16 protein-coding genes and 1 rRNA gene are annotated in these 17,917 nt (G+C 70.6%); 16 read left to right on the forward strand and 1 reads right to left on the reverse strand.

Going from position 1 to position 17,917, the window contains the following annotated elements; genetic code table 11:
• Positions 1-156: 156 nt before the first annotated feature.
• The gene (locus J2X60_RS18880) at positions 157-504 is read right to left on the reverse strand and encodes a DUF1844 domain-containing protein (RefSeq protein ID WP_071295810.1); all 348 of its coding nucleotides are present in this window, start codon (positions 502-504) and stop codon (positions 157-159) included.
• A gap of 283 nt (positions 505-787) precedes the next feature.
• Between J2X60_RS18880 and infC the strand changes: the two genes are divergently transcribed.
• The 16 genes from infC to J2X60_RS18960 form a co-directional block, all read left to right on the forward strand.
• A complete protein-coding gene (gene infC / locus J2X60_RS18885) occupies positions 788-1,453 on the forward strand; it encodes a translation initiation factor IF-3 (protein ID WP_070417880.1) in 666 nt (221 codons plus the stop codon).
• A 61-nt stretch (positions 1,454-1,514) separates the two neighbouring features.
• Positions 1,515-1,709 (forward strand): 50S ribosomal protein L35, encoded by a 195-nt coding sequence (rpmI, locus tag J2X60_RS18890; RefSeq protein ID WP_022903519.1) that lies wholly within the window; start codon positions 1,515-1,517, stop codon positions 1,707-1,709.
• 28 nt (positions 1,710-1,737) lie between these two features.
• Complete coding sequence (gene rplT / locus J2X60_RS18895) at positions 1,738-2,121, forward strand: 50S ribosomal protein L20 (RefSeq protein WP_022908516.1); 384 nt, start codon at positions 1,738-1,740, stop codon at positions 2,119-2,121.
• 66 nt (positions 2,122-2,187) lie between these two features.
• Positions 2,188-3,033 (forward strand): RNA methyltransferase, encoded by an 846-nt coding sequence (locus tag J2X60_RS18900; protein ID WP_070417881.1) that lies wholly within the window; start codon positions 2,188-2,190, stop codon positions 3,031-3,033.
• A 70-nt stretch (positions 3,034-3,103) separates the two neighbouring features.
• Positions 3,104-4,144 carry a phenylalanine--tRNA ligase subunit alpha gene (gene pheS, locus J2X60_RS18905; RefSeq protein WP_309889696.1) on the forward strand — a complete coding sequence of 347 codons (1,041 nt, stop codon included), beginning with the start codon at positions 3,104-3,106 and terminating at the stop codon, positions 4,142-4,144.
• Positions 4,144-6,636: a phenylalanine--tRNA ligase subunit beta gene (pheT, locus tag J2X60_RS18910; RefSeq protein WP_309889698.1), complete on the forward strand. Its 2,493-nt coding sequence runs from the start codon at positions 4,144-4,146 to the stop codon at positions 6,634-6,636. Before pheS ends, pheT begins: the two co-directional genes overlap by 1 nt.
• Before the next feature lie 77 nt (positions 6,637-6,713).
• Positions 6,714-7,811 (forward strand): N-acetyl-gamma-glutamyl-phosphate reductase, encoded by a 1,098-nt coding sequence (locus J2X60_RS18915; protein ID WP_071295808.1) that lies wholly within the window; start codon positions 6,714-6,716, stop codon positions 7,809-7,811.
• Entirely contained in the window at positions 7,808-9,007 is a 1,200-nt protein-coding gene (gene argJ, locus J2X60_RS18920; protein ID WP_309889700.1) for a bifunctional glutamate N-acetyltransferase/amino-acid acetyltransferase ArgJ, read from the forward strand. The genes J2X60_RS18915 and argJ overlap by 4 nt, the downstream gene beginning before the upstream one ends.
• The gene (gene argB / locus J2X60_RS18925; protein ID WP_071302045.1) at positions 9,007-10,044 is read left to right on the forward strand and encodes an acetylglutamate kinase; all 1,038 of its coding nucleotides are present in this window, start codon (positions 9,007-9,009) and stop codon (positions 10,042-10,044) included. Before argJ ends, argB begins: the two co-directional genes overlap by 1 nt.
• Positions 10,041-11,279: an acetylornithine transaminase gene (locus J2X60_RS18930; RefSeq protein WP_309889703.1), complete on the forward strand. Its 1,239-nt coding sequence runs from the start codon at positions 10,041-10,043 to the stop codon at positions 11,277-11,279. Before argB ends, J2X60_RS18930 begins: the two co-directional genes overlap by 4 nt.
• Positions 11,276-12,277 carry an ornithine carbamoyltransferase gene (argF, locus tag J2X60_RS18935; protein WP_309889705.1) on the forward strand — a complete coding sequence of 334 codons (1,002 nt, stop codon included), beginning with the start codon at positions 11,276-11,278 and terminating at the stop codon, positions 12,275-12,277. The genes J2X60_RS18930 and argF overlap by 4 nt, the downstream gene beginning before the upstream one ends.
• 15 nt (positions 12,278-12,292) lie before the next feature.
• On the forward strand, positions 12,293-13,489 hold the full coding sequence (locus J2X60_RS18940; RefSeq protein ID WP_309889707.1) for an argininosuccinate synthase: 1,197 nt from the start codon (positions 12,293-12,295) through the stop codon (positions 13,487-13,489).
• 77 nt (positions 13,490-13,566) lie between these two features.
• Entirely contained in the window at positions 13,567-15,018 is a 1,452-nt protein-coding gene (gene argH / locus J2X60_RS18945; protein WP_309889709.1) for an argininosuccinate lyase, read from the forward strand.
• The gene (locus J2X60_RS18950) at positions 15,015-15,710 is read left to right on the forward strand and encodes a DNA-3-methyladenine glycosylase (RefSeq protein WP_309889711.1); all 696 of its coding nucleotides are present in this window, start codon (positions 15,015-15,017) and stop codon (positions 15,708-15,710) included. Before argH ends, J2X60_RS18950 begins: the two co-directional genes overlap by 4 nt.
• Before the next feature lie 49 nt (positions 15,711-15,759).
• Positions 15,760-17,073: a tyrosine--tRNA ligase gene (tyrS, locus tag J2X60_RS18955; RefSeq protein ID WP_309889713.1), complete on the forward strand. Its 1,314-nt coding sequence runs from the start codon at positions 15,760-15,762 to the stop codon at positions 17,071-17,073.
• Between the two features lie 567 nt (positions 17,074-17,640).
• A 16S ribosomal RNA gene (locus J2X60_RS18960) occupies positions 17,641-17,917 on the forward strand; the annotation flags it as partial.

A 17,917-nucleotide genomic window follows, 5' to 3' on the forward strand; every position in this document is an offset into this window, starting at 1 on the left:
CCTGGCGCCGTGGGGCCCGCGCCCCCCCTGCGCGGCGCGCCCGGCGGTCTGGGGCGGCGCCGCGCCGGGGGGGGGGGCCCCGCGGGGGGGGGGGGGGGGGGGGCGGCGGGGGCCCCCCCGCCCCCGCGCCTCCCGTCCGTCATCCGGTGACGCCCGTCAGTTGACGGGTCCGGTGTACTTCTCGCCCGGACCGGCGCCCGGCGCGTCCTGGATGCTCGACGCCTCGCGGAACGCGAGCTGCACCGAACGGAGCCCGTCGCGCAGCGGGCGGGCGTGGTGGTCCCCGATCTCCGTCGCCGCGGCGGTGACGAGCCCCGCGAGCGCCGTGATGAGCTTGCGCGCCTCGTCGAGGTCCGTCTGCTGCTCGGGGTCGTCCGCGAGACCCACCTTGACGGCGGCCGCGCTGAGGAGGTGCACCGCCACGGTGTTGATGAGTTCGACGGCCGGCACCTCCGAGATGTCGCGGGCGGCCTCGTCGGGCTCGGGGGATGGGGTGTCGGTCACGGTGCTCCTCTGCTAGACTCGTCCGCGGCAGATGCTGTCAGTGTGCCCGGACTCGTGCGAACGAGGCCGATCACTCCCGCAGCGTCACGAAAGAGGAGTCTCTCCCACCCGCGGCCGCGCACCACAGGCTACCGGGTCCACACCGCTCCACCGGCGTCCGCGTCGGTCGGCCGTCCCGCAGGGGTCGGCGTCGGGCGGCTGCCGAACGGGTCACGATCCGTGCGTCAGATCTCCTCTCTCGTGCCGTCGTCCAGGGCAAACGCCCCGGACGGCCACCACCTGATTGAAGGAGCTCCGCATTCCCGATCCCCGTACCAACGACCGAATCCGCGTCCCCGAGGTCCGACTCGTCGGCCCCCAGGGCGAGCAGGTCGGCGTTGTCCCCATCGCCGTCGCACTGCGCCTCGCGCAGGAAGCCGAGCTGGATCTGGTCGAGGTCGCGCCGAACTCGAAGCCGCCCGTGGCGAAGATCATGGACTACGGCAAGTTCAAGTACGAGGCCGCTCAGAAGGCCAAGGAAGCGCGTCGCAACCAGGTGAACACGGACCTCAAGGAAGTCCGTTTCCGCCTGAAGATCGACGTGCACGACTACGAGACGAAGCGCAAGCGCGCCGAGGGCTTCCTCCTCGGTGGCGACAAGGTGAAGGCGATGATCCTCTTCCGTGGCCGCGAGCAGTCGCGTCCGGAGCAGGGTGTCCGTCTCCTCCAGAAGTTCGCCGAGGAGATCGCCGAGTTCGGTGTCGTCGAGTCGCGTCCGACCCAGGACGGCCGCAACATGACGATGATCATCGCCCCGCTCAAGAACAAGTCCGACGTCAAGGGCGAGCAGAACGCCAAGCGCGCTGCTCAGAAGGCCGAGCGTCGTGCGTCGGAGCACGCTGCGAAGGGCAAGGACGAGACCACCGACGTGGCTCCCGAGCCCGCGCAGGCCGAAGCTCCCGCCGAATAGGTCCCACCGACCGATCCCGCAACGACGCGGCTCCCCATCCATCCCACGGAAAGGCACCACCATGCCCAAGCAGAAGACCCACTCCGGGTCGAAGAAGCGCTTCAAGGTCACCGGCAGCGGCAAGATCATGAAGCAGCAGGCCGGTATGCGTCACAACCTCGAGGTCAAGAGCGCCAAGCGCAAGGCCCGCCTCAACGAGGACCAGGTCCTCGCCAAGGCTGACGCGAAGAACGTCAAGAAGCTCCTCGGCCACTGAGCCCCGCAGAACGTAAAGGAATAGATCAATGGCACGAGTAAAGAGAGCGGTCAACGCCGCCAAGAAGCGCCGCGTCATCCTCGAGCGCGCCGAGGGCTACCGCGGTCAGCGTTCGCGTCTGTACCGCAAGGCCAAGGAGCAGGTCACCCACTCCCTCGTCTACGCGTACCGCGACCGTCACGCGAAGAAGGGCGAGTTCCGTCGCCTCTGGATCCAGCGCATCAACGCCGCGTCGCGTGCGAACGGCCTGACCTACAACCGCCTCATCCAGGGCCTCGGCCTTGCCGGCGTCGAGGTCGACCGTCGCATCCTCGCGGACCTCGCGGTGAACAACCCCGAGACGTTCGCGGCGCTCGTCGAGACTGCCAAGAAGGCGCTCCCGGCCGACACCTCGGCCCCGAAGGCTGCGTAGTCAGTTCTTCTGCTCGCGAAACCCCCGCCGGTCCGGCGGGGGTTTCGTCGTTCCTAGACTTGTCCCGTGAGCGATCTCCTCGAGAACCCCAAGGCCGGCCGTGTCCGTGCCGTCGCAGCGCTGTCGAAGAAGGACGTGCGCGCCGACACGGGCCTGTTCCTGCTCGAAGGGCCGCAGGCGGTGCGTGAGGCGATCGAGTACCGCCCGGAGCTCCTCCGCGAGCTCTACGTGACCCCGACGGCGGCCGCGCGCTACGGCCTCGACGACGCGCCGGTCGACACGTGGTTCGTGACCGAACAGGTCCTCGACGCGATGGCGGACACGGTGACGCCGCAGGGCGTCGTCGCGGTGTGCCAGCAGTTCCCGACGTCGGTGAAGGACGTCTTCCCCGACGCCGGTGCCGCCCAGGAGGCGCGTGGCGGCCTGCCGGGGATCGTCGCGATCCTCGAAGAGGTGCGTGATCCGGGCAACGCCGGCACCATCATCCGTGCGGCCGACGCCGCCGGCGCCGACGCGGTGGTCCTCACCGGGCGCAGCGTCGACCCGTACAACCCGAAGGTCGTGCGGTCGACCACGGGCTCGCTCTTCCACGTGCCGGTGTCGGTCGGCGTGACGCTCGCCGACGCGGTGTCCCGTGCCCGGGGCCTCGGGTACACGATCCTGGCCGCCGACGTCTCGGGCGACGACCTGCCCGAGGTCCGCGCCGACGGCATGCTCGACGGTCCGACCGCGTGGGTGTTCGGCAACGAGGCACGTGGTCTGACCACCGAGGACCTCGCCCTCGTCGACCGCGCCGTGAAGGTACCGATCTACGGCAAGGCGGAGTCGATGAACCTCGCGACCGCGGCGTCCGTCTGCCTGTACGAGTCGGCGTTCGCGCAGCGCACGGCTCGTCCCTCCACAGGCGACTGATCGGGGGACTCCTCCCCAGACCGGCCGGTACCGGACGGCGGTATCCCACGGGCCGGTAGGCTTGGGTCTCGTGTCAGAACCTCTCGAGATCAGCGAATCGGCCGTCGCCGACGCCGTGGACCGGGCCCTCGCGGCGGTCCGCGCCACGACGACCGTCGCCGAGCTGAAGCAGGCCAGGGCCGAGCACACCGGCGAACAGTCCGCGCTGGCGCGGATGAACGCGTCGATGCGCAGCGTGCCGAAGGAGCAGAAGGCGGCCGCGGGCAAGCTCGTCGGACAGGCCCGTGGGCAGGTGAACACGGCGATCGCCGAGCAGGAGTCCGTGCTCGCCGAAGCCGAGGAACGTGCACGCCTCGACGCCGAGCGCATCGACGTCACCGCGCTCCCGGTCCGCCGCGCGCCCGGCTCGCGGCACCCGCTGTCGCTCCTCAACGAGACCGTGGCCGACATCTTCGTCGGCATGGGGTGGGAAGTCGCGGAAGGCCCCGAGCTCGAGCACGAGTGGTTCAACTTCGACGCGCTGAACTTCGACCCGGACCACCCGGCCCGGGCCATGGCCGACACGATCTTCGTCGAGCCGGTCGAGCGCCACCTCGTCATGCGCACGCACACCTCCCCGGTGCAGGTGCGGTCGCTGCTCTCGCGCGACCTGCCGCTCTACGTCATCGCGCCGGGCCGGGTGTACCGCGCCGACGAGCTCGACGCCACGCATCTGCCGGTCTTCACCCAGGTCGAGGGCATCGCGATCGACAAGGGCCTGACGATGGCGCACCTGCGCGGCACGCTCGAGCACTTCGCGCGCCAGATGTTCGGGGCCGAGGCGCAGATCCGTCTCCGCCCGAACTACTTCCCGTTCACCGAACCCAGTGCCGAGATGGACGTCTGGCAGCCGAACGCCAAGGGCGGCGCTCGGTGGGTCGAGTGGGGCGGCTGCGGCATGGTCAACCCGAACGTCCTGCGCGCCGCCGGCATCGACCCGGCCGAGTACCAGGGCTTCGCGTTCGGCATGGGCATCGAGCGGACGCTGCAGTTCCGCAACGGCCTGAACGACATGCGTGACTTCCTCGAGGGCGACATCCGCTTCTCGCAGCAGTTCGGAACGGTGGTCTGATGCGCGTCCCACTCCGTTGGCTCGGCGAGTCCGTCGACCTCCCCGACGACGTCACCCTCGAGCACGTCCACGCGGCGCTCGTGTCGGTGGGCTTCGAGGAAGAGGACGTCCACACCTACGACCTCACGGGCCCGATCGTCGTCGGCCGCGTGCTCGAGCGCGAGCCCGAGCCGCAGAAGAACGGCAAGACGATCAACTGGTGCCAGGTGGACGTCGGCGAGCCCGAGCCACGCGGCATCGTGTGCGGCGCGCACAACTTCGACGTCGGCGACCTCGTCGTCGTCACGCTCCCCGGCGCCGTCCTGCCCGGGCCGTTCCCGATCGCGGCACGCAAGACCTACGGGCACGTGTCCGACGGCATGATCGCCTCGGCACGCGAGCTCGGTCTCGGCGACGAGCACGACGGCATCCTCCGCTTCGCGGACCTCGGCATGGAGCCCGAGGTCGGCGCGGACGCCATCGCGCTCCTCGGTCTCGACGACGCCGCGGTGGAGATCAACGTGACCCCGGACCGCGGGTACGTGCTGAGCATGCGCGGCGTCGCTCGCGAGTACGCCCACGCCACCGGCGCGACCTTCCACGACCCGGTCGAGCGGGTCACCCCTCGCGCCGCCGAGGGCTTCCCGGTCGTGATCGACGACCAGGCCCCGGTGCGTGGCCGGGTCGGCGCGCACACGTTCGTCACCCGTGTCGTCCGTGGCATCGACCCGACCGCGAAGACCCCGGCGTGGATGGTCTCGCGTCTCGCCCTCGCCGGTGTCCGGTCGATCTCGCTGCCCGTCGACATCACGAACTACGTCATGTTCGAGCTCGGTCAGCCGCTGCACGGGTACGACCTCCGGACGCTGCAGGGCGGGCTCGGTGTCCGTCGTGCTGCTGCCGGCGAGACCCTGACGACCCTCGACCACGTCGAACGGACGCTCGACCCGGAAGACCTCGTCATCACCGACGACTCCGGTCCCGTCGGCCTCGCCGGCGTGATGGGCGGTGCCCGGACCGAGATCTCCGACGCCACCACCGACGTCCTGATCGAAGCCGCCGGCTTCGACCAGACCTCCATCGCCCGGACCGCGCGTCGGCACAAGCTCCCGAGCGAGGCGTCCCGACGCTTCGAGCGCGGCGTCGACCCGCTCGTGGCCGAGGCCGCTGCGAACCGTGCGGTCGAGCTCCTCGTCGAGCTCGCGGGGGGCACCGCGGACACCCTCGGCTCGACGCTCGTCGACACCGACCCCCGCCCGACGGTCACGATGCGCCTCGCCCGTCCGGCCGAGCTCGTCGGCGTCGACTACACCGACGCCGAGGTCATCGACACCCTGCGCGCGATCGGTGCGTCGGTCGACGTCAACGGGGACACGCTCGCCGTGGTGCCGCCGACCTGGCGCCCCGACCTCACCGACGACACCACCCTCGTCGAAGAGGTCGCGCGCATCGTCGGCTACGACCGCATCCCGAGCGTCCTCCCCGTCGCGCCGCCCGGCCGTGGCCTGACCGGTCACCAGCAGGCACGTCGCCGCGTCGCCGCCGCACTCGCCGCCGACGGCCTGGTCGAGGTCGTCACCGCACCCTTCGTGTCGCAGGCCACGCAGGACGCCTACCCGGGCATCGACGGCGCCGGCGGGCCGAGCGTGGTCCTCGCGAACGCCCTCGACAGCGAGCAGAGCCTCCTCCGTCGCAGCGGGGTGCCGGCACTCGTCGACGCCGCCCGCCGCAACGTGTCGCGCGGCCTCGTCGACGTCGCGCTCTACGAGACCTCGCGGGTGTTCCTGCCGGTCGTGGGCGAGACGCTCGGTACCGACACGGTCCCGGCCGGCGCCGTGCTCCCGGACCGCGACACCCTCGCCGCGCTCGACGCGTCCCTGCCGCCGCAGCCGTTCCACGTGTCCGCGCTGCTCACCGGCAACCGGGTCGTGAAGCAGCCCGGCGTGCAGCCCGAGCCGTACGGCATCGCGGACGCACTCGACGTCGCGCGCGCCGTCGCGTGGGCGGTCGGTGTGGAGCTCACGGTGGCGCAGACGACGCACCCGTCCCTGCACCCGGGCCGCGCGGCATCGCTCCTCGTGGACGGGACCGTCGTCGGCGTCGCGGGTGAACTCCTGCCCGAGCTGACCGAGGCAGCGGTCCTGCCGCGCGTCGTCGCGGTCGTCGAACTCGACCTCGACGCCATGGTCCGGGCGGCACCCGAACTGGTCTCGGTGGCACCGATCGTGTCCTACCCGGCGGCGACGCAGGACCTGTCCCTCGTGGTGGGTGCCGACGTTCCGGCGGGTGACGTACTGGATGCGGTGCGCACTGGTGCCGGAGAGCTGTTGGAGTATGCTCGCCTCGTGGATGACTACCGGGGCACCGGCGTGGACGAGGGACAGAAGTCCCTGACGTTCGCGCTGCGCTTCCGCGCCACGGACCGCACGCTGACCGCTGCCGAGGCCACTGAGGCCCGTGACGGCGCCGTCCGACGTGCCGGCGAGCGATTCGGGGCGACCCTGCGCGACTGATCCCATCGGGACCAGCACCGCCCGGGGCCGCCGCCTCCGACTCTCTCGACGACCAGTCCGACCAAAGGTGGAATCCCATGTCCGTATCCGTCGCCGTGGCGGGAGCCTCCGGCTACGCGGGCGGTGAGCTCCTGCGCGTGCTCTCCGCCCATCCCGAGTTCGACGTCAGGACGGTGACGGCGTTCTCGAACGCCGGACAGCCGCTCATCGCGACGCAGCCGCACCTCCGCTCGCTGTCGCACCTGACCCTCGAGCCGACGACGGCGGACAACCTGCGCGGACACGACGTCGTGTTCCTCGCGCTGCCGCACGGCCAGTCCGGGGCCATCACCGCGGAGCTCGGCGACGACGCCCTCGTCGTGGACTGCGGCGCGGACCACCGGCTGACGGACCCGGCGGCGTGGGAAGCGTTCTACGGCGGCGACTACCACGGAGCGTGGACCTACGGGCTGCCGGAGCTGCTGCACGCGGCGCCGACGCCCGGGTCGGCGGACGAGTGGCGTGACGTGGACGACATCCAGACGCAGAGCCGGCAGCGGGCGGCGCTCGTGGGGACGAAGCGGATCGCCGTCCCCGGGTGCAACGTGACCGCGGTCACGCTCGGCATCCAGCCGGGCATCCAGGCCGGGTTGATCGAGTCGGACGACCTCGTGGCCGTGCTGAGCGTCGGCCCGAGCGGTGCCGGCAAGAAGCTCGCGAACACGTACCTGGCGTCCGAGATCATGGGCTCAGCGAGCGCGTACGCGGTCGGCGGGAAGCACCGCCACATCCCGGAGATCCAGCAGAACCTCGTGGTCGCCGGCGCGTCCGACGTGACGATCTCGTTCACGCCGGTCCTCGTCCCGATGTCCCGCGGCATCCTGGCGACGACGACGGCGAAGCTCGCGCCCGGTGTGAGCGCCCGTGACGTCCGGCTCGCCTGGGAGCAGGCCTACGCCGACGAGCCCTTCGTGCACCTCCTGCCCGAGGGCGAGTTCCCCCGGGTCGCCGACACCATCGGCGCGAACACCGCACTGATCGGGCTCGCGGTCGACGAGGCCGCCGGTCGCGTCGTCGCGGTGAGCGCACTGGACAACCTGGCCAAGGGCACCGCGGGTGCTGCGGTCCAGTCGACGAACATCGCCCTGGGCTTCCCGGAGACCCTCGGCCTCAGCGTGGACGGAGTCGCACCGTGACCGACGCAAGCCAGCCCACCCACACCGACCCGGGCCTCCAGGGCGTCACCGCGGCAGCGGGCTTCCGCGCGGCCGGCGTGACCGCCGGTCTCAAGTCGAGCGGCAAGCCCGACGTGGCCCTCGTCGTCAACGACGGGCCGGACGCCGCAGTGGCCGCGGTCTTCACCAGCAACCGTGCCCAGGCGCACCCCGTGATCTGGTCGCGCCAGGCGGTCGGTGACGGCACCGCCCGAGCGGTCGTCCTGAACTCCGGCGGCGCGAACTGCTTCACCGGTCCGTTCGGCTTCCAGACCACCCACATGACCGCCGAAGCCGTGGGCGAGGCGCTGGGCATCGGCGCCGGCGACGTCGTCGTCTGCTCGACCGGCCTCATCGGGGTCGGCGACCAGACGTTCCGCGACAACGTCCTCAAGGGCGTCTACCTCGCGAGTGCGGCACTGTCGGCCGACGGCGGTCCGGACGCCGCGACCGCCATCATGACCACCGACACGAAGCCGAAGCAGTCGGTCGTCACCGAGGACGGCTGGACCGTCGGCGGCATGGCCAAGGGCGCGGGCATGCTCGCACCCGGGCTCGCGACGATGCTCGTCGTGATCACCACGGACGCCGTCGTCGGCTCGGACGAGCTCGACCAGGCGCTCCGGGCCGCCACCCGCGTCACCTTCGACCGGGTCGACTCGGACGGCTGCATGTCGACGAACGACACCGTGGTGCTGCTGTCCTCCGGTGCGAGCGGCGTCACGCCCGAGGTCGGCGACTTCCAAGAAGCCCTGACCGCGGTCTGCGCCGACCTCGCACGGCAGCTGCAGCAGGACGCCGAGGGCGCGAGCCACGACATCGCGATCCACGTCGTGAACGCCGCGACCGAGGACGACGCCGTCACGGTCGGCCGGAGCGTCGCCCGGAACAACCTGTTCAAGGCCGCGGTGTTCGGCAACGACCCGAACTGGGGTCGGGTGCTCGCGGCGATCGGCACCACCGACGCCGAGTTCGACCCGTACGCCGTCGACGTCTCGATGAACGGGGTCCGTGTCTGCCACGCCGGCGCACCGGACGAGCCGAGCGACCGCGTCGACCTGACGCCGCGCGACACCGACGTCCTCATCGACCTCGGCGTCGGACCGTTCTCGGCGACGATCCTGACGAACGACCTCACGCACGACTACGTCCACGAGAACAGCGCGTACTCCAGCTGATGGCCGACGACAGCATCCTCTCGAAGGAAGAAGAGCACGAGCTCGCGACCGTCAAGGCCGCGACCCTCATCGAGTCCCTGCCGTGGCTGAAGCGGTTCTCGGGCAAGATCGTCGTCGTCAAGTTCGGCGGCAACGCCATGGTGAACGAGGACCTCAAGCGCGCGTTCGCCGAGGACATGGTCTACCTCCGGTACGCCGGCCTCCACCCGGTGGTCGTGCACGGCGGCGGCCCGCAGATCTCGGCGGCGCTGAAGGAACAGGGCATCGCGTCCGAGTTCCGCGGCGGGTACCGCGTCACCACGACCGAGGCGATCACGGTCGTCCGCGACGTGCTCGCCGGCGAGGTCAACCGCGAGATCGTCGACCTGGTGAACGAGCACGGCGAGGGCCTCGCCGTCGGCGTCTTCGGTGACGGCGGCTCGCTGTTCACCGGCGAGAAGAAGGGCGTCGTCGTCGACGGCGAGCACTTCGACCTCGGGCACGTCGGCGACATCACGCACGTCGACCCCTCCGGTGTGCTCGCCGCGATCGAGGCCGGCCGCATCCCCGTGGTGTCGAGCATCGCCATCGACGACGCCCACCCGGACCAGGCGCTCAACGTGAACGCCGACGCCGCGGCGGGCGCACTCGCGATCGCCCTCAAGGCGTCGAAGCTCATGATGCTCACCGACGTCCCCGGCCTGTACCGCAACTGGCCGGACCGCGACTCGATCGTCGACCTCATCGCGGTCGAGGAACTCCGCGCCCTCCTGCCGTCGCTCGAGTCGGGCATGATCCCGAAGATGACCGCGTGCCTCGACGCCGTGGTCGGCGGGGTCGGCGGCGCGACGATCATCGACGGGCGGATCCCGCACTCGATCCTGCTCGAGGTCTTCACCCTGCGCGGCGCCGGCACCGAGGTGATCCCGGACCCGAGCCGACGCACCGAGAACCAGATGACCCACGCCGAGATCGGCCGACGCGTCGCAGCACCGTCGACGAGCAGCACCACCGGCCAACACGTGGCCAGCACGACCGAGAAGGGACAGCCGCAGTGAGCACCGAGACGCAGACCGAGACCTGGAACGACCGGTTCGGGGCGTCGCTCATGCGATCCCTGACCCCGCCGAAGATCATGCTCGAGCGCGGCGAGGGCTGCCGCGTCTGGGACGTCGACGGCAACGAGTACCTCGACTTCCTCGCCGGCATCGCCGTCAACTCGCTCGGCCACGCGCACCCCGCGCTGGTCGAGGCGATCAGCGACCAGGCCGCGAAGCTCGTGCACGTCTCGAACTACTTCGCGACCCCGCCGCAGCTCGAGCTCGCCGAGCGCCTCAAGCGCATCACGGGCGCGGGTGAGGCCGGCCGCGTGTACTTCGGCAACTCCGGTGCCGAGGCCAACGAGGCCGCGTTCAAGCTCGCACGCCTGAACAAGGGCGCCGACGGGCAGAAGACCCGCATCCTCGCGCTGAAGCAGGGCTTCCACGGCCGCACGATGGGCGCGCTCGCGCTCACCGGCAAGCCCGCCCTGCAAGAGGACTTCCTGCCGATGGTCCCCGGGGTCGAGCACATCGACTCCACGGTCGCCGCGCTCAAGGAGTCGATCGACGACACCGTGGCCGCGCTCATCGTCGAACCGATCAAGGGCGAGGCCGGCGTGGTCGACCTGCCCGAGGGGTTCCTGCTCGCCGCCCGCCGCCTGACCGCGGAACACGGCGCGCTGCTGATCCTCGACGAGATCCAGACGGGCGTCGGCCGGACCGGCAACTGGTTCACCTACCAGGGCCACGGTTTCGAGCCGGACGCCATCACGATCGCGAAGGGCATCGCGGGCGGGTTCCCGATCGGCGCCCTCGTCACCTTCGGCTGGGCGTCCGAACTGTTCTCGGCCGGCCAGCACGGCTCGACGTTCGGCGGCAACCCGCTCGGCACCCGGGTGGCGAACGCCGTCCTCGCCGAGATCGAGCGCGCGGACCTCGTGTCCGGTGCGGTGACGAAGGGGGAGCGGATCCGTGCGGGCATCGCGAGCATCGGCTCGCCCCTCGTCGAAGAGGTCCGTGGCACCGGCCTCCTCATCGGGGTCGGTCTGACCGGCCCGGTCGCCGCCGCCGTCAACGCCGCCGCGCTCGAGCGCGGCCTGATCATCAACGCCCCGAACGAGTCGAGCCTGCGCATCGCGCCGCCGCTCGTCGTGTCCGACGCCGAGATCGACGAGTTCGTGTCGATCCTCGGCGAGAGCCTGGCCGCAGTCGCCGCCGAGCAGGGCACCACCACCCAGGAGACCTCCGCATGACCCGTCACTTCCTCCGCGACGACGACCTCAGCCAGGCGGAGCAGTCCGCGATCCTCGACCTCGCCGAGCAGATGAAGGCCGACCGGTGGGGTGCCAAGCCCCTCGCCGGACCGCAGAGCGTCGCCGTGATCTTCGACAAGTCGTCCACCCGCACGCGGGTGTCCTTCCACGTCGGCATCTCCGACCTCGGCGGCAGCCCGCTCATCATCTCGACGGCGAACAGCCAGCTGGGTGGCAAGGAGACGCCGTCCGACACCGCACGCGTCCTCGAGCGCATGGTGTCGGCGATCGTGTGGCGCACCTACGGCCAGGCCGGGCTCGAGGAGATGGCGGCGAACACGAGCGTCCCCGTCGTCAACGCCCTGTCGGACGACTTCCACCCGTGCCAGCTGCTCGCTGACCTGCTGACCATCCGCGAGCACCGCGGGACCCTGGCGGGGCAGACCGTGGCCTTCATCGGCGACGGCGCGAGCAACATGGCGCAGTCCTACCTGCTCGCCGGGGCCACCGCGGGCATGCACGTCCGCGTCGCGGCACCGGCCGAGTTCTCCCCGGCGGCCGAGGTCGTCACGGACGCCGAGCGTCGCGCTGCCGAGACCGGCGGTTCCGTGCTCGTCGTGACCGACCCGGTCGCGGCCGTCGCCGGAGCGGACGTCGTCGTGACCGACACCTGGGTGTCGATGGGCAAGGAGGACGAGAAGCAGGCGCGGCTCGACACCTTCAACGGGTACCGCGTGGACGACGCGGTGATGGCGCACGCCGCCGACGACGCCGTGTTCATGCACTGCCTGCCCGCCGACCGTGGGTTCGAGGTCACGGCCGAGGTCATCGACGGTCCTCGGAGCATCATCTGGGACGAGGCGGAGAACCGTCTCCACGCCCAGAAGGCGCTGCTCGCGTGGCTCCTCGCAGCGAACGCGACCGGCGCTCCCACCGCGACCGGCGCTCCGGCCGCGACCGGCGCCCACGCGACGACCGGCGCCCCCGCGACCGCCTGACCCAGGGAGACCACCGTGGCAGACCGCGTCGTCCTCGCGTACTCCGGCGGACTCGACACGTCCGTCGGCATCGGCTGGCTGCGTGACGCCACCGGCAAGGACGTCGTCGCCCTCGCGGTCGACGTCGGCCAGGGCGGCGAGGACATGGCGGCGATCCGGCAGCGCGCGCTCGACTGCGGCGCCGTCGAGTCGATCGTCATCGACGCGAAGGACGAGTTCGCCGACGACTACCTCGTCCCCGCGCTGCAGGCCAACGCCCTGTACCAGAAGCGCTACCCGCTCGTCTCCGCGCTGAGCCGTCCCCTCATCGCCAAGCACCTGGCGCTCACGGCGAAGCAGCTCGGCGCCGACAGCGTGGCGCACGGGTGCACGGGCAAGGGCAACGACCAGGTCCGCTTCGAGGCGGCGGTCGCGGCCCTCGCCCCGGACCTGACGAGCGTCGCACCGGTGCGGGACCTCGCGCTCACCCGCGACCGAGCGATCGCCTACGCCCAGCAGCACGGGCTGCCGATCGAACAGTCGGAGCGCTCGCCGTACTCGATCGACCAGAACGTGTGGGGTCGAGCGGTCGAGACCGGTCACCTCGAGGACCCGTGGAACGCCCCGGCGGAGGAGCTCTACGCCTACACGCAGGACCCGACCGTCCCGCGTGCTCCGGACGAGGTGACGATCACCTTCGAGCAGGGCGTCCCGGTCGCCATCGACGGACAGCGGTTCAGCGTGCTGCGCGTCGTGCAGGAGCTCAACGCGCTCGCCGGCAAGCACGGTGTCGGTCGGATCGACGTGGTCGAGGACCGCCTCGTCGGCATCAAGTCGCGCGAGGTGTACGAGGCGCCGGCCGCCGTCGCCCTGATCGCCGCGCACGAGGAGCTCGAGAACCTGACCCTCGAACGCGACGTCAACCGGTACAAGCGGCAGGTCGAGTCGGACTGGGCCGACCTGGTCTACGACGGGCTGTGGTTCAGCGGCCTGAAGCGGAGCCTCGACGCCTTCATCACCCACACCCAGCAGCACGTCTCCGGCGACGTCCGACTCCGGCTCCACGCGGGCCGAGCCGTCGTGACCGGACGCCGCTCCAGCCAGAGCCTCTACGACTTCGACCTCGCGACCTACGACACGGGCGACGCCTTCGACCAGTCGCACGCGAAGGGGTTCATCGACATCTGGTCGTTGCCGAGCAAGATCTCCGCCCGCCGCGACCTGGCCAACTGAGCGCACAGCGCACAGCGCACAGCGCACAGCGCACCGACATCCCGCCCCCAAACCCACGACCGGACGACGAGAGAACCATGACCGACGCGAACCAGCCCGCCGCCAAGACCGACGCCACCAACACCGGCGCCCTCTGGGGTGGCCGCTTCGCGGACGGCCCGAGCGCCGAGCTCGCCGCCCTCTCCCGATCGACCCACTTCGACTGGCAGCTCGCCCCCTACGACATCGCCGGCTCCCGCGCCCACGCCCGCGCGCTCAACACCGCCGGGTACCTGACGGCCCACGAGCTCGAGCGGATGCTCGCCGGCCTCGACCGCCTCGAGTCCGCGCACGCCGACGGCACGCTGCAGCCCGCCGACAGCGACGAGGACGTGCACGGCGCCCTCGAACGACTCCTCATCGCCGACCTCGGCCCCGAGCTCGGCGGGAAGCTGCGCGCCGGCCGGAGTCGCAACGACCAGATCGCGACGCTCGGTCGGATGCACATGCTCGACCACGGTCGCCGGATCGGGCACCTCGTCATCGACCTCGTCGACGCGATCTCCCAGCAGGCCAACGAGCACCCCGGCGCGATCATGCCGGGTCGCACGCACCTGCAGCACGCGCAGCCGGTCCTCCTCGCACACCACCTGCTCGCACACGCGTGGCCCCTGGTCCGTGACCTCGAGCGGCTCCGCGACTGGGCGGACCGCGCGAGCGTGAGCCCGTACGGCGCCGGCGCCCTCGCGGGGAGCTCGCTCGGGCTCGACCCCTCGGCGATCGCCCACGAGCTCGGGTTCGCCCGCCCCGCGGACAACTCGATCGACGCCACGGCGGCTCGTGACGTGGTGGCCGAGTTCGCGTTCGTCCTCGCGCAGATCGGCATCGACGTCTCCCGCCTGGCGGAGGAGGTCATCCTCTGGAACACGAAGGAGTTCGGCTTCGTCCGGCTGCACGACGCGTTCTCCACGGGGTCGAGCATCATGCCCCAGAAGAAGAACCCGGACATCGCCGAGCTCGCCCGGGGCAAGTCCGGCCGGCTCATCGGCAACCTGACCGGCCTGCTCGCGACGCTCAAGGGCCTGCCGCTGGCGTACAACCGCGACCTGCAGGAGGACAAGGAGCCCGTCTTCGACTCGGTCGCCACCCTCGAGGTCCTGCTCCCCGCCTTCACCGGCATGGTCGCGACCCTCTCGTTCGACACCGACCGCATGGCCGAGCTCGCGCCGCAGGGCTTCTCGCTCGCGACGGACGTCGCCGAATGGCTCGTGCGCCAGGGGGTGCCGTTCCGTGACGCGCACGAGGTGTCCGGCGCGCTGGTCCGGTACTGCGAGGAGCGCGGGATCGAACTCGACGACCCCACCGACGACGAGTACCGGACGGTGTCCGAACACCTCACGCCCGAGGTCCGCGGCGTCCTCACCATCGAGGGTTCCGTCGCGTCGCGCGCCGGCATCGGTGGCACCGCGCCGGACCGCGTCGCCGAACAGCTCGCGTCGCTCACCCGTCGCGTCCACGACCTGGCGGAGGGCGTGCCCTTCACCCGATGACCGACCCCACGCTCGCGCTGCTGTCCGAACCGGCGCCGTTCTCCGCGCCGGCACTGCTCGGTGCGACGATCGCGGGCAAGGGCGTCACCCTGCGCATCACCGAGGTCGAGGCCTACTTCGGCCCCACCGACCCCGGCTCGCACGGCCACCGCGGTCCGACGCCGCGCAACCGGCACCTGTTCGGACCGCCCGGGACGCTCTACGCCTACCGCTCCTACGGCATCCACACGTGCGTCAACGTCGTCAGTGCGCCGGAGGGCACGTCGTCGGGATCGCTGCTGCGGGGCGCGCAGGTCGTCGAGGGCCTCGAGACCGCCCGTTCCCGCCGCGGCGGCTCCGTCACGGACGTCGCGCTCGCGCGCGGTCCCGGCAACCTCGGCGGCGCGCTCGGTGCGGTGCTCGGTGAGGACGACGGCAGCAGACTCCTCGACGGCTCCGGCCCGTACGTGCTGACGCTGGCTCCCGGCCTGGAGGCGCGGCTCGCCGCCGTCGGACCGACCAGCGTCGTCGAGGAACTCCTGTCCGAGACCGTGACCGGCCCGGCGGGGACCGGTCCGGTCCCGCGGATATCACGAGGGCCGCGCACCGGAGTCGGCGGCATCGCCGGCGGCGCGCGGTTCCCCTGGCGCTTCTGGCTCACCGGTGACCCGACGGTGTCGACGTACCGGCGGCACAAGGGCGCCCTCGACTGACGGACGCGACCCGCGCCTCCTGGACCGCGCGCGCCGCTACGATGGCTGGGTGTCCAGTGAATCCGCTCACGATGTCCTGACGCGCCAGCAGAACGACCCGACCTTCGCCTCGGTCTGGGACGAACTGCGCTGGCGTGATCTGGTGCACGTCTCCACCGACGAGACGGCACTCAAGGAGGCCCTCGACGGCGAGCCGATCACGTACTACTGCGGTTTCGACCCGACGGCGCCGTCCCTGCACTGCGGGAACCTGCTGCAGCTGCTCACCATGCGCCGGATCCAGCTGGCCGGGCACAAGCCGCTCGCGCTCGTCGGCGGTTCCACCGGGTTGATCGGCGATCCGCGGCCGACAGCCGAACGGACGCTCAACACCCGCGAGACCGTGCAGGAGTGGGTGACGCGGTTGCAGGGCCAGGTGTCGCGGTTCCTCAGCCCCGACGGCGAGAACGGCGTGCGGCTGGTGAACAACCTCGACTGGACGGCGCCGCTGTCCGCGATCGACTTCCTGCGCGACATCGGCAAGTACTTCCGCGTGAACTCGATGCTCAAGAAGGACGCCGTCGCCGCGCGCTTGAACTCCGACTCGGGCATCAGCTACACCGAGTTCAGCTACCAGATCCTGCAGGGACTCGACTACCGCGAGCTCTTCCGCCAGTACGGGTGCACCCTGCAGACGGGCGGCTCGGACCAGTGGGGCAACCTGACCTCGGGGACGGAGCTCATCCGTCGTGCCGAGGGGGCGACGGTGCACGCGCTGGGGACGCCCCTCATCACGAACTCCGACGGCACGAAGTTCGGCAAGAGCGAGGGCAACGCGATCTGGCTCGACCCGGACATGACCTCGCCGTACGCGTTCTACCAGTTCTGGCTCAACACGACGGACGCCGACGTGATCGCCCGGCTCCGCCAGTTCACGTTCCTGTCCCGCGCCGAGATCGAGCGGCTCGAGCAGGCCGTGGCCGACGAGCCGTTCCGGCGCGAGGCGCAACGGACCCTCGCGTTCGAGGTGACGGCGGTCGTGCACGGGGTCGAGGCGACGCAGGCGGCGATCGATGCCTCCGCGGCGTTGTTCGGCAACGGCGACCTGGGCGCGCTCGACGCCACCACCCTGCGGTCGGCGATCGCCGAGCTGCCGGGGTCGGTGGCGCTGCCCGGTGATGCGGACGTGGCCCGAGCGCTCGTCGACACCGAGTTGGTGAAGTCCCTCGGGGAAGCCCGTCGCGCCATCGACCAGGGTGGTGTGTACGTGAACAACACCCGCGCCGAGGACCCGACCGCGTCGCTGTCCGACCTCGCCCTGCCCGGGGGAGTGCTCGTGCTCCGTCGTGGCAAGAAGACCCTGGCCGGTGTGACGCTCTCCTGATCGTCGCCGCTCGTCGATGCCCGGTTCCCCTGGTGGGAGCCGGGCATCGCTGCGTCCGGGCCGCACGTGTTGCACAACGCGACACGCCCGGGATGTGGCCCGTCTTGGCGCACCCGCTGAACGCTGCGTATAGTTCTTACTCGTCACCCCAAAGGTGCGGCGGAGCGGCTGGAGCGAAAGCCCAGAGCACGCCGGCCCTCAAGCGGGACCATCCTCCACTGAAGTTCAGATCTGGCCTTGCGCTGGATCGCTTCGACGCCTAGGATGACTACTCCACCGGTTCTCTCCTACGGGATGAGCCACTGGGCCTCAGGGTCCGACGACACACCGGTGGTCAAGCCAAGAACGAAAGCCTCTCTGGCGGAACCTCTTTCGGGGTCGAGTGGGGAGTGCGTCTGGTCCTTGAGAACTCAACAGCGTGCACATTGTCAATGCCAATTTATTGACCCCGTGACTCATCAGCTTGCTGGTGGGTTCGGAGACAATTCCTTTTGGATTGAAGATTGTCAGTAGACAGTCAACAGTCAGAATCAACTCGCTGACATCTTCGGGTGTTGGTTGTAATTTTTTACGGAGAGTTTGATCCTGGCTCAGGACGAACGCTGGCGGCGTGCTTAACACATGCAAGTCGAACGATGATGCCCAGCTTGCTGGGTGGATTAGTGGCGAACGGGTGAGTAACACGTGAGTAACCTGCCCCTGACTCTGGGATAAGCGTTGGAAACGACGTCTAATACTGGATATGACTGCCGGCCGCATGGTCTGGTGGTGGAAAGATTTTTTGGTTGGGGATGGACTCGCGGCCTATCAGCTTGTTGGTGAGGTAATGGCTCACCAAGGCGAC

The organism is Curtobacterium sp. 320, from assembly GCF_031455235.1.
Lineage (GTDB): Bacteria > Actinomycetota > Actinomycetes > Actinomycetales > Microbacteriaceae > Curtobacterium.

Excerpts from the sequence above, each read along its gene's own strand:
- J2X60_RS18915 (WP_071295808.1), top strand. The coding sequence starts at position 6,714 with ATGTCCGTATCCGTCGCCGTGGCGGGAGCCTCCGGCTACGCGGGCGGT.
- J2X60_RS18950 (WP_309889711.1), top strand. The coding sequence starts at position 15,015 with ATGACCGACCCCACGCTCGCGCTGCTGTCCGAACCGGCGCCGTTCTCC.
- argF (WP_309889705.1), top strand. The coding sequence starts at position 11,276 with ATGACCCGTCACTTCCTCCGCGACGACGACCTCAGCCAGGCGGAGCAG.
- rplT (WP_022908516.1), top strand. The coding sequence starts at position 1,738 with ATGGCACGAGTAAAGAGAGCGGTCAACGCCGCCAAGAAGCGCCGCGTC.
- argB (WP_071302045.1), top strand. The coding sequence starts at position 9,007 with ATGGCCGACGACAGCATCCTCTCGAAGGAAGAAGAGCACGAGCTCGCG.
- argH (WP_309889709.1), top strand. The coding sequence starts at position 13,567 with ATGACCGACGCGAACCAGCCCGCCGCCAAGACCGACGCCACCAACACC.
- pheT (WP_309889698.1), top strand. The coding sequence starts at position 4,144 with ATGCGCGTCCCACTCCGTTGGCTCGGCGAGTCCGTCGACCTCCCCGAC.
- rpmI (WP_022903519.1), top strand. The coding sequence starts at position 1,515 with ATGCCCAAGCAGAAGACCCACTCCGGGTCGAAGAAGCGCTTCAAGGTC.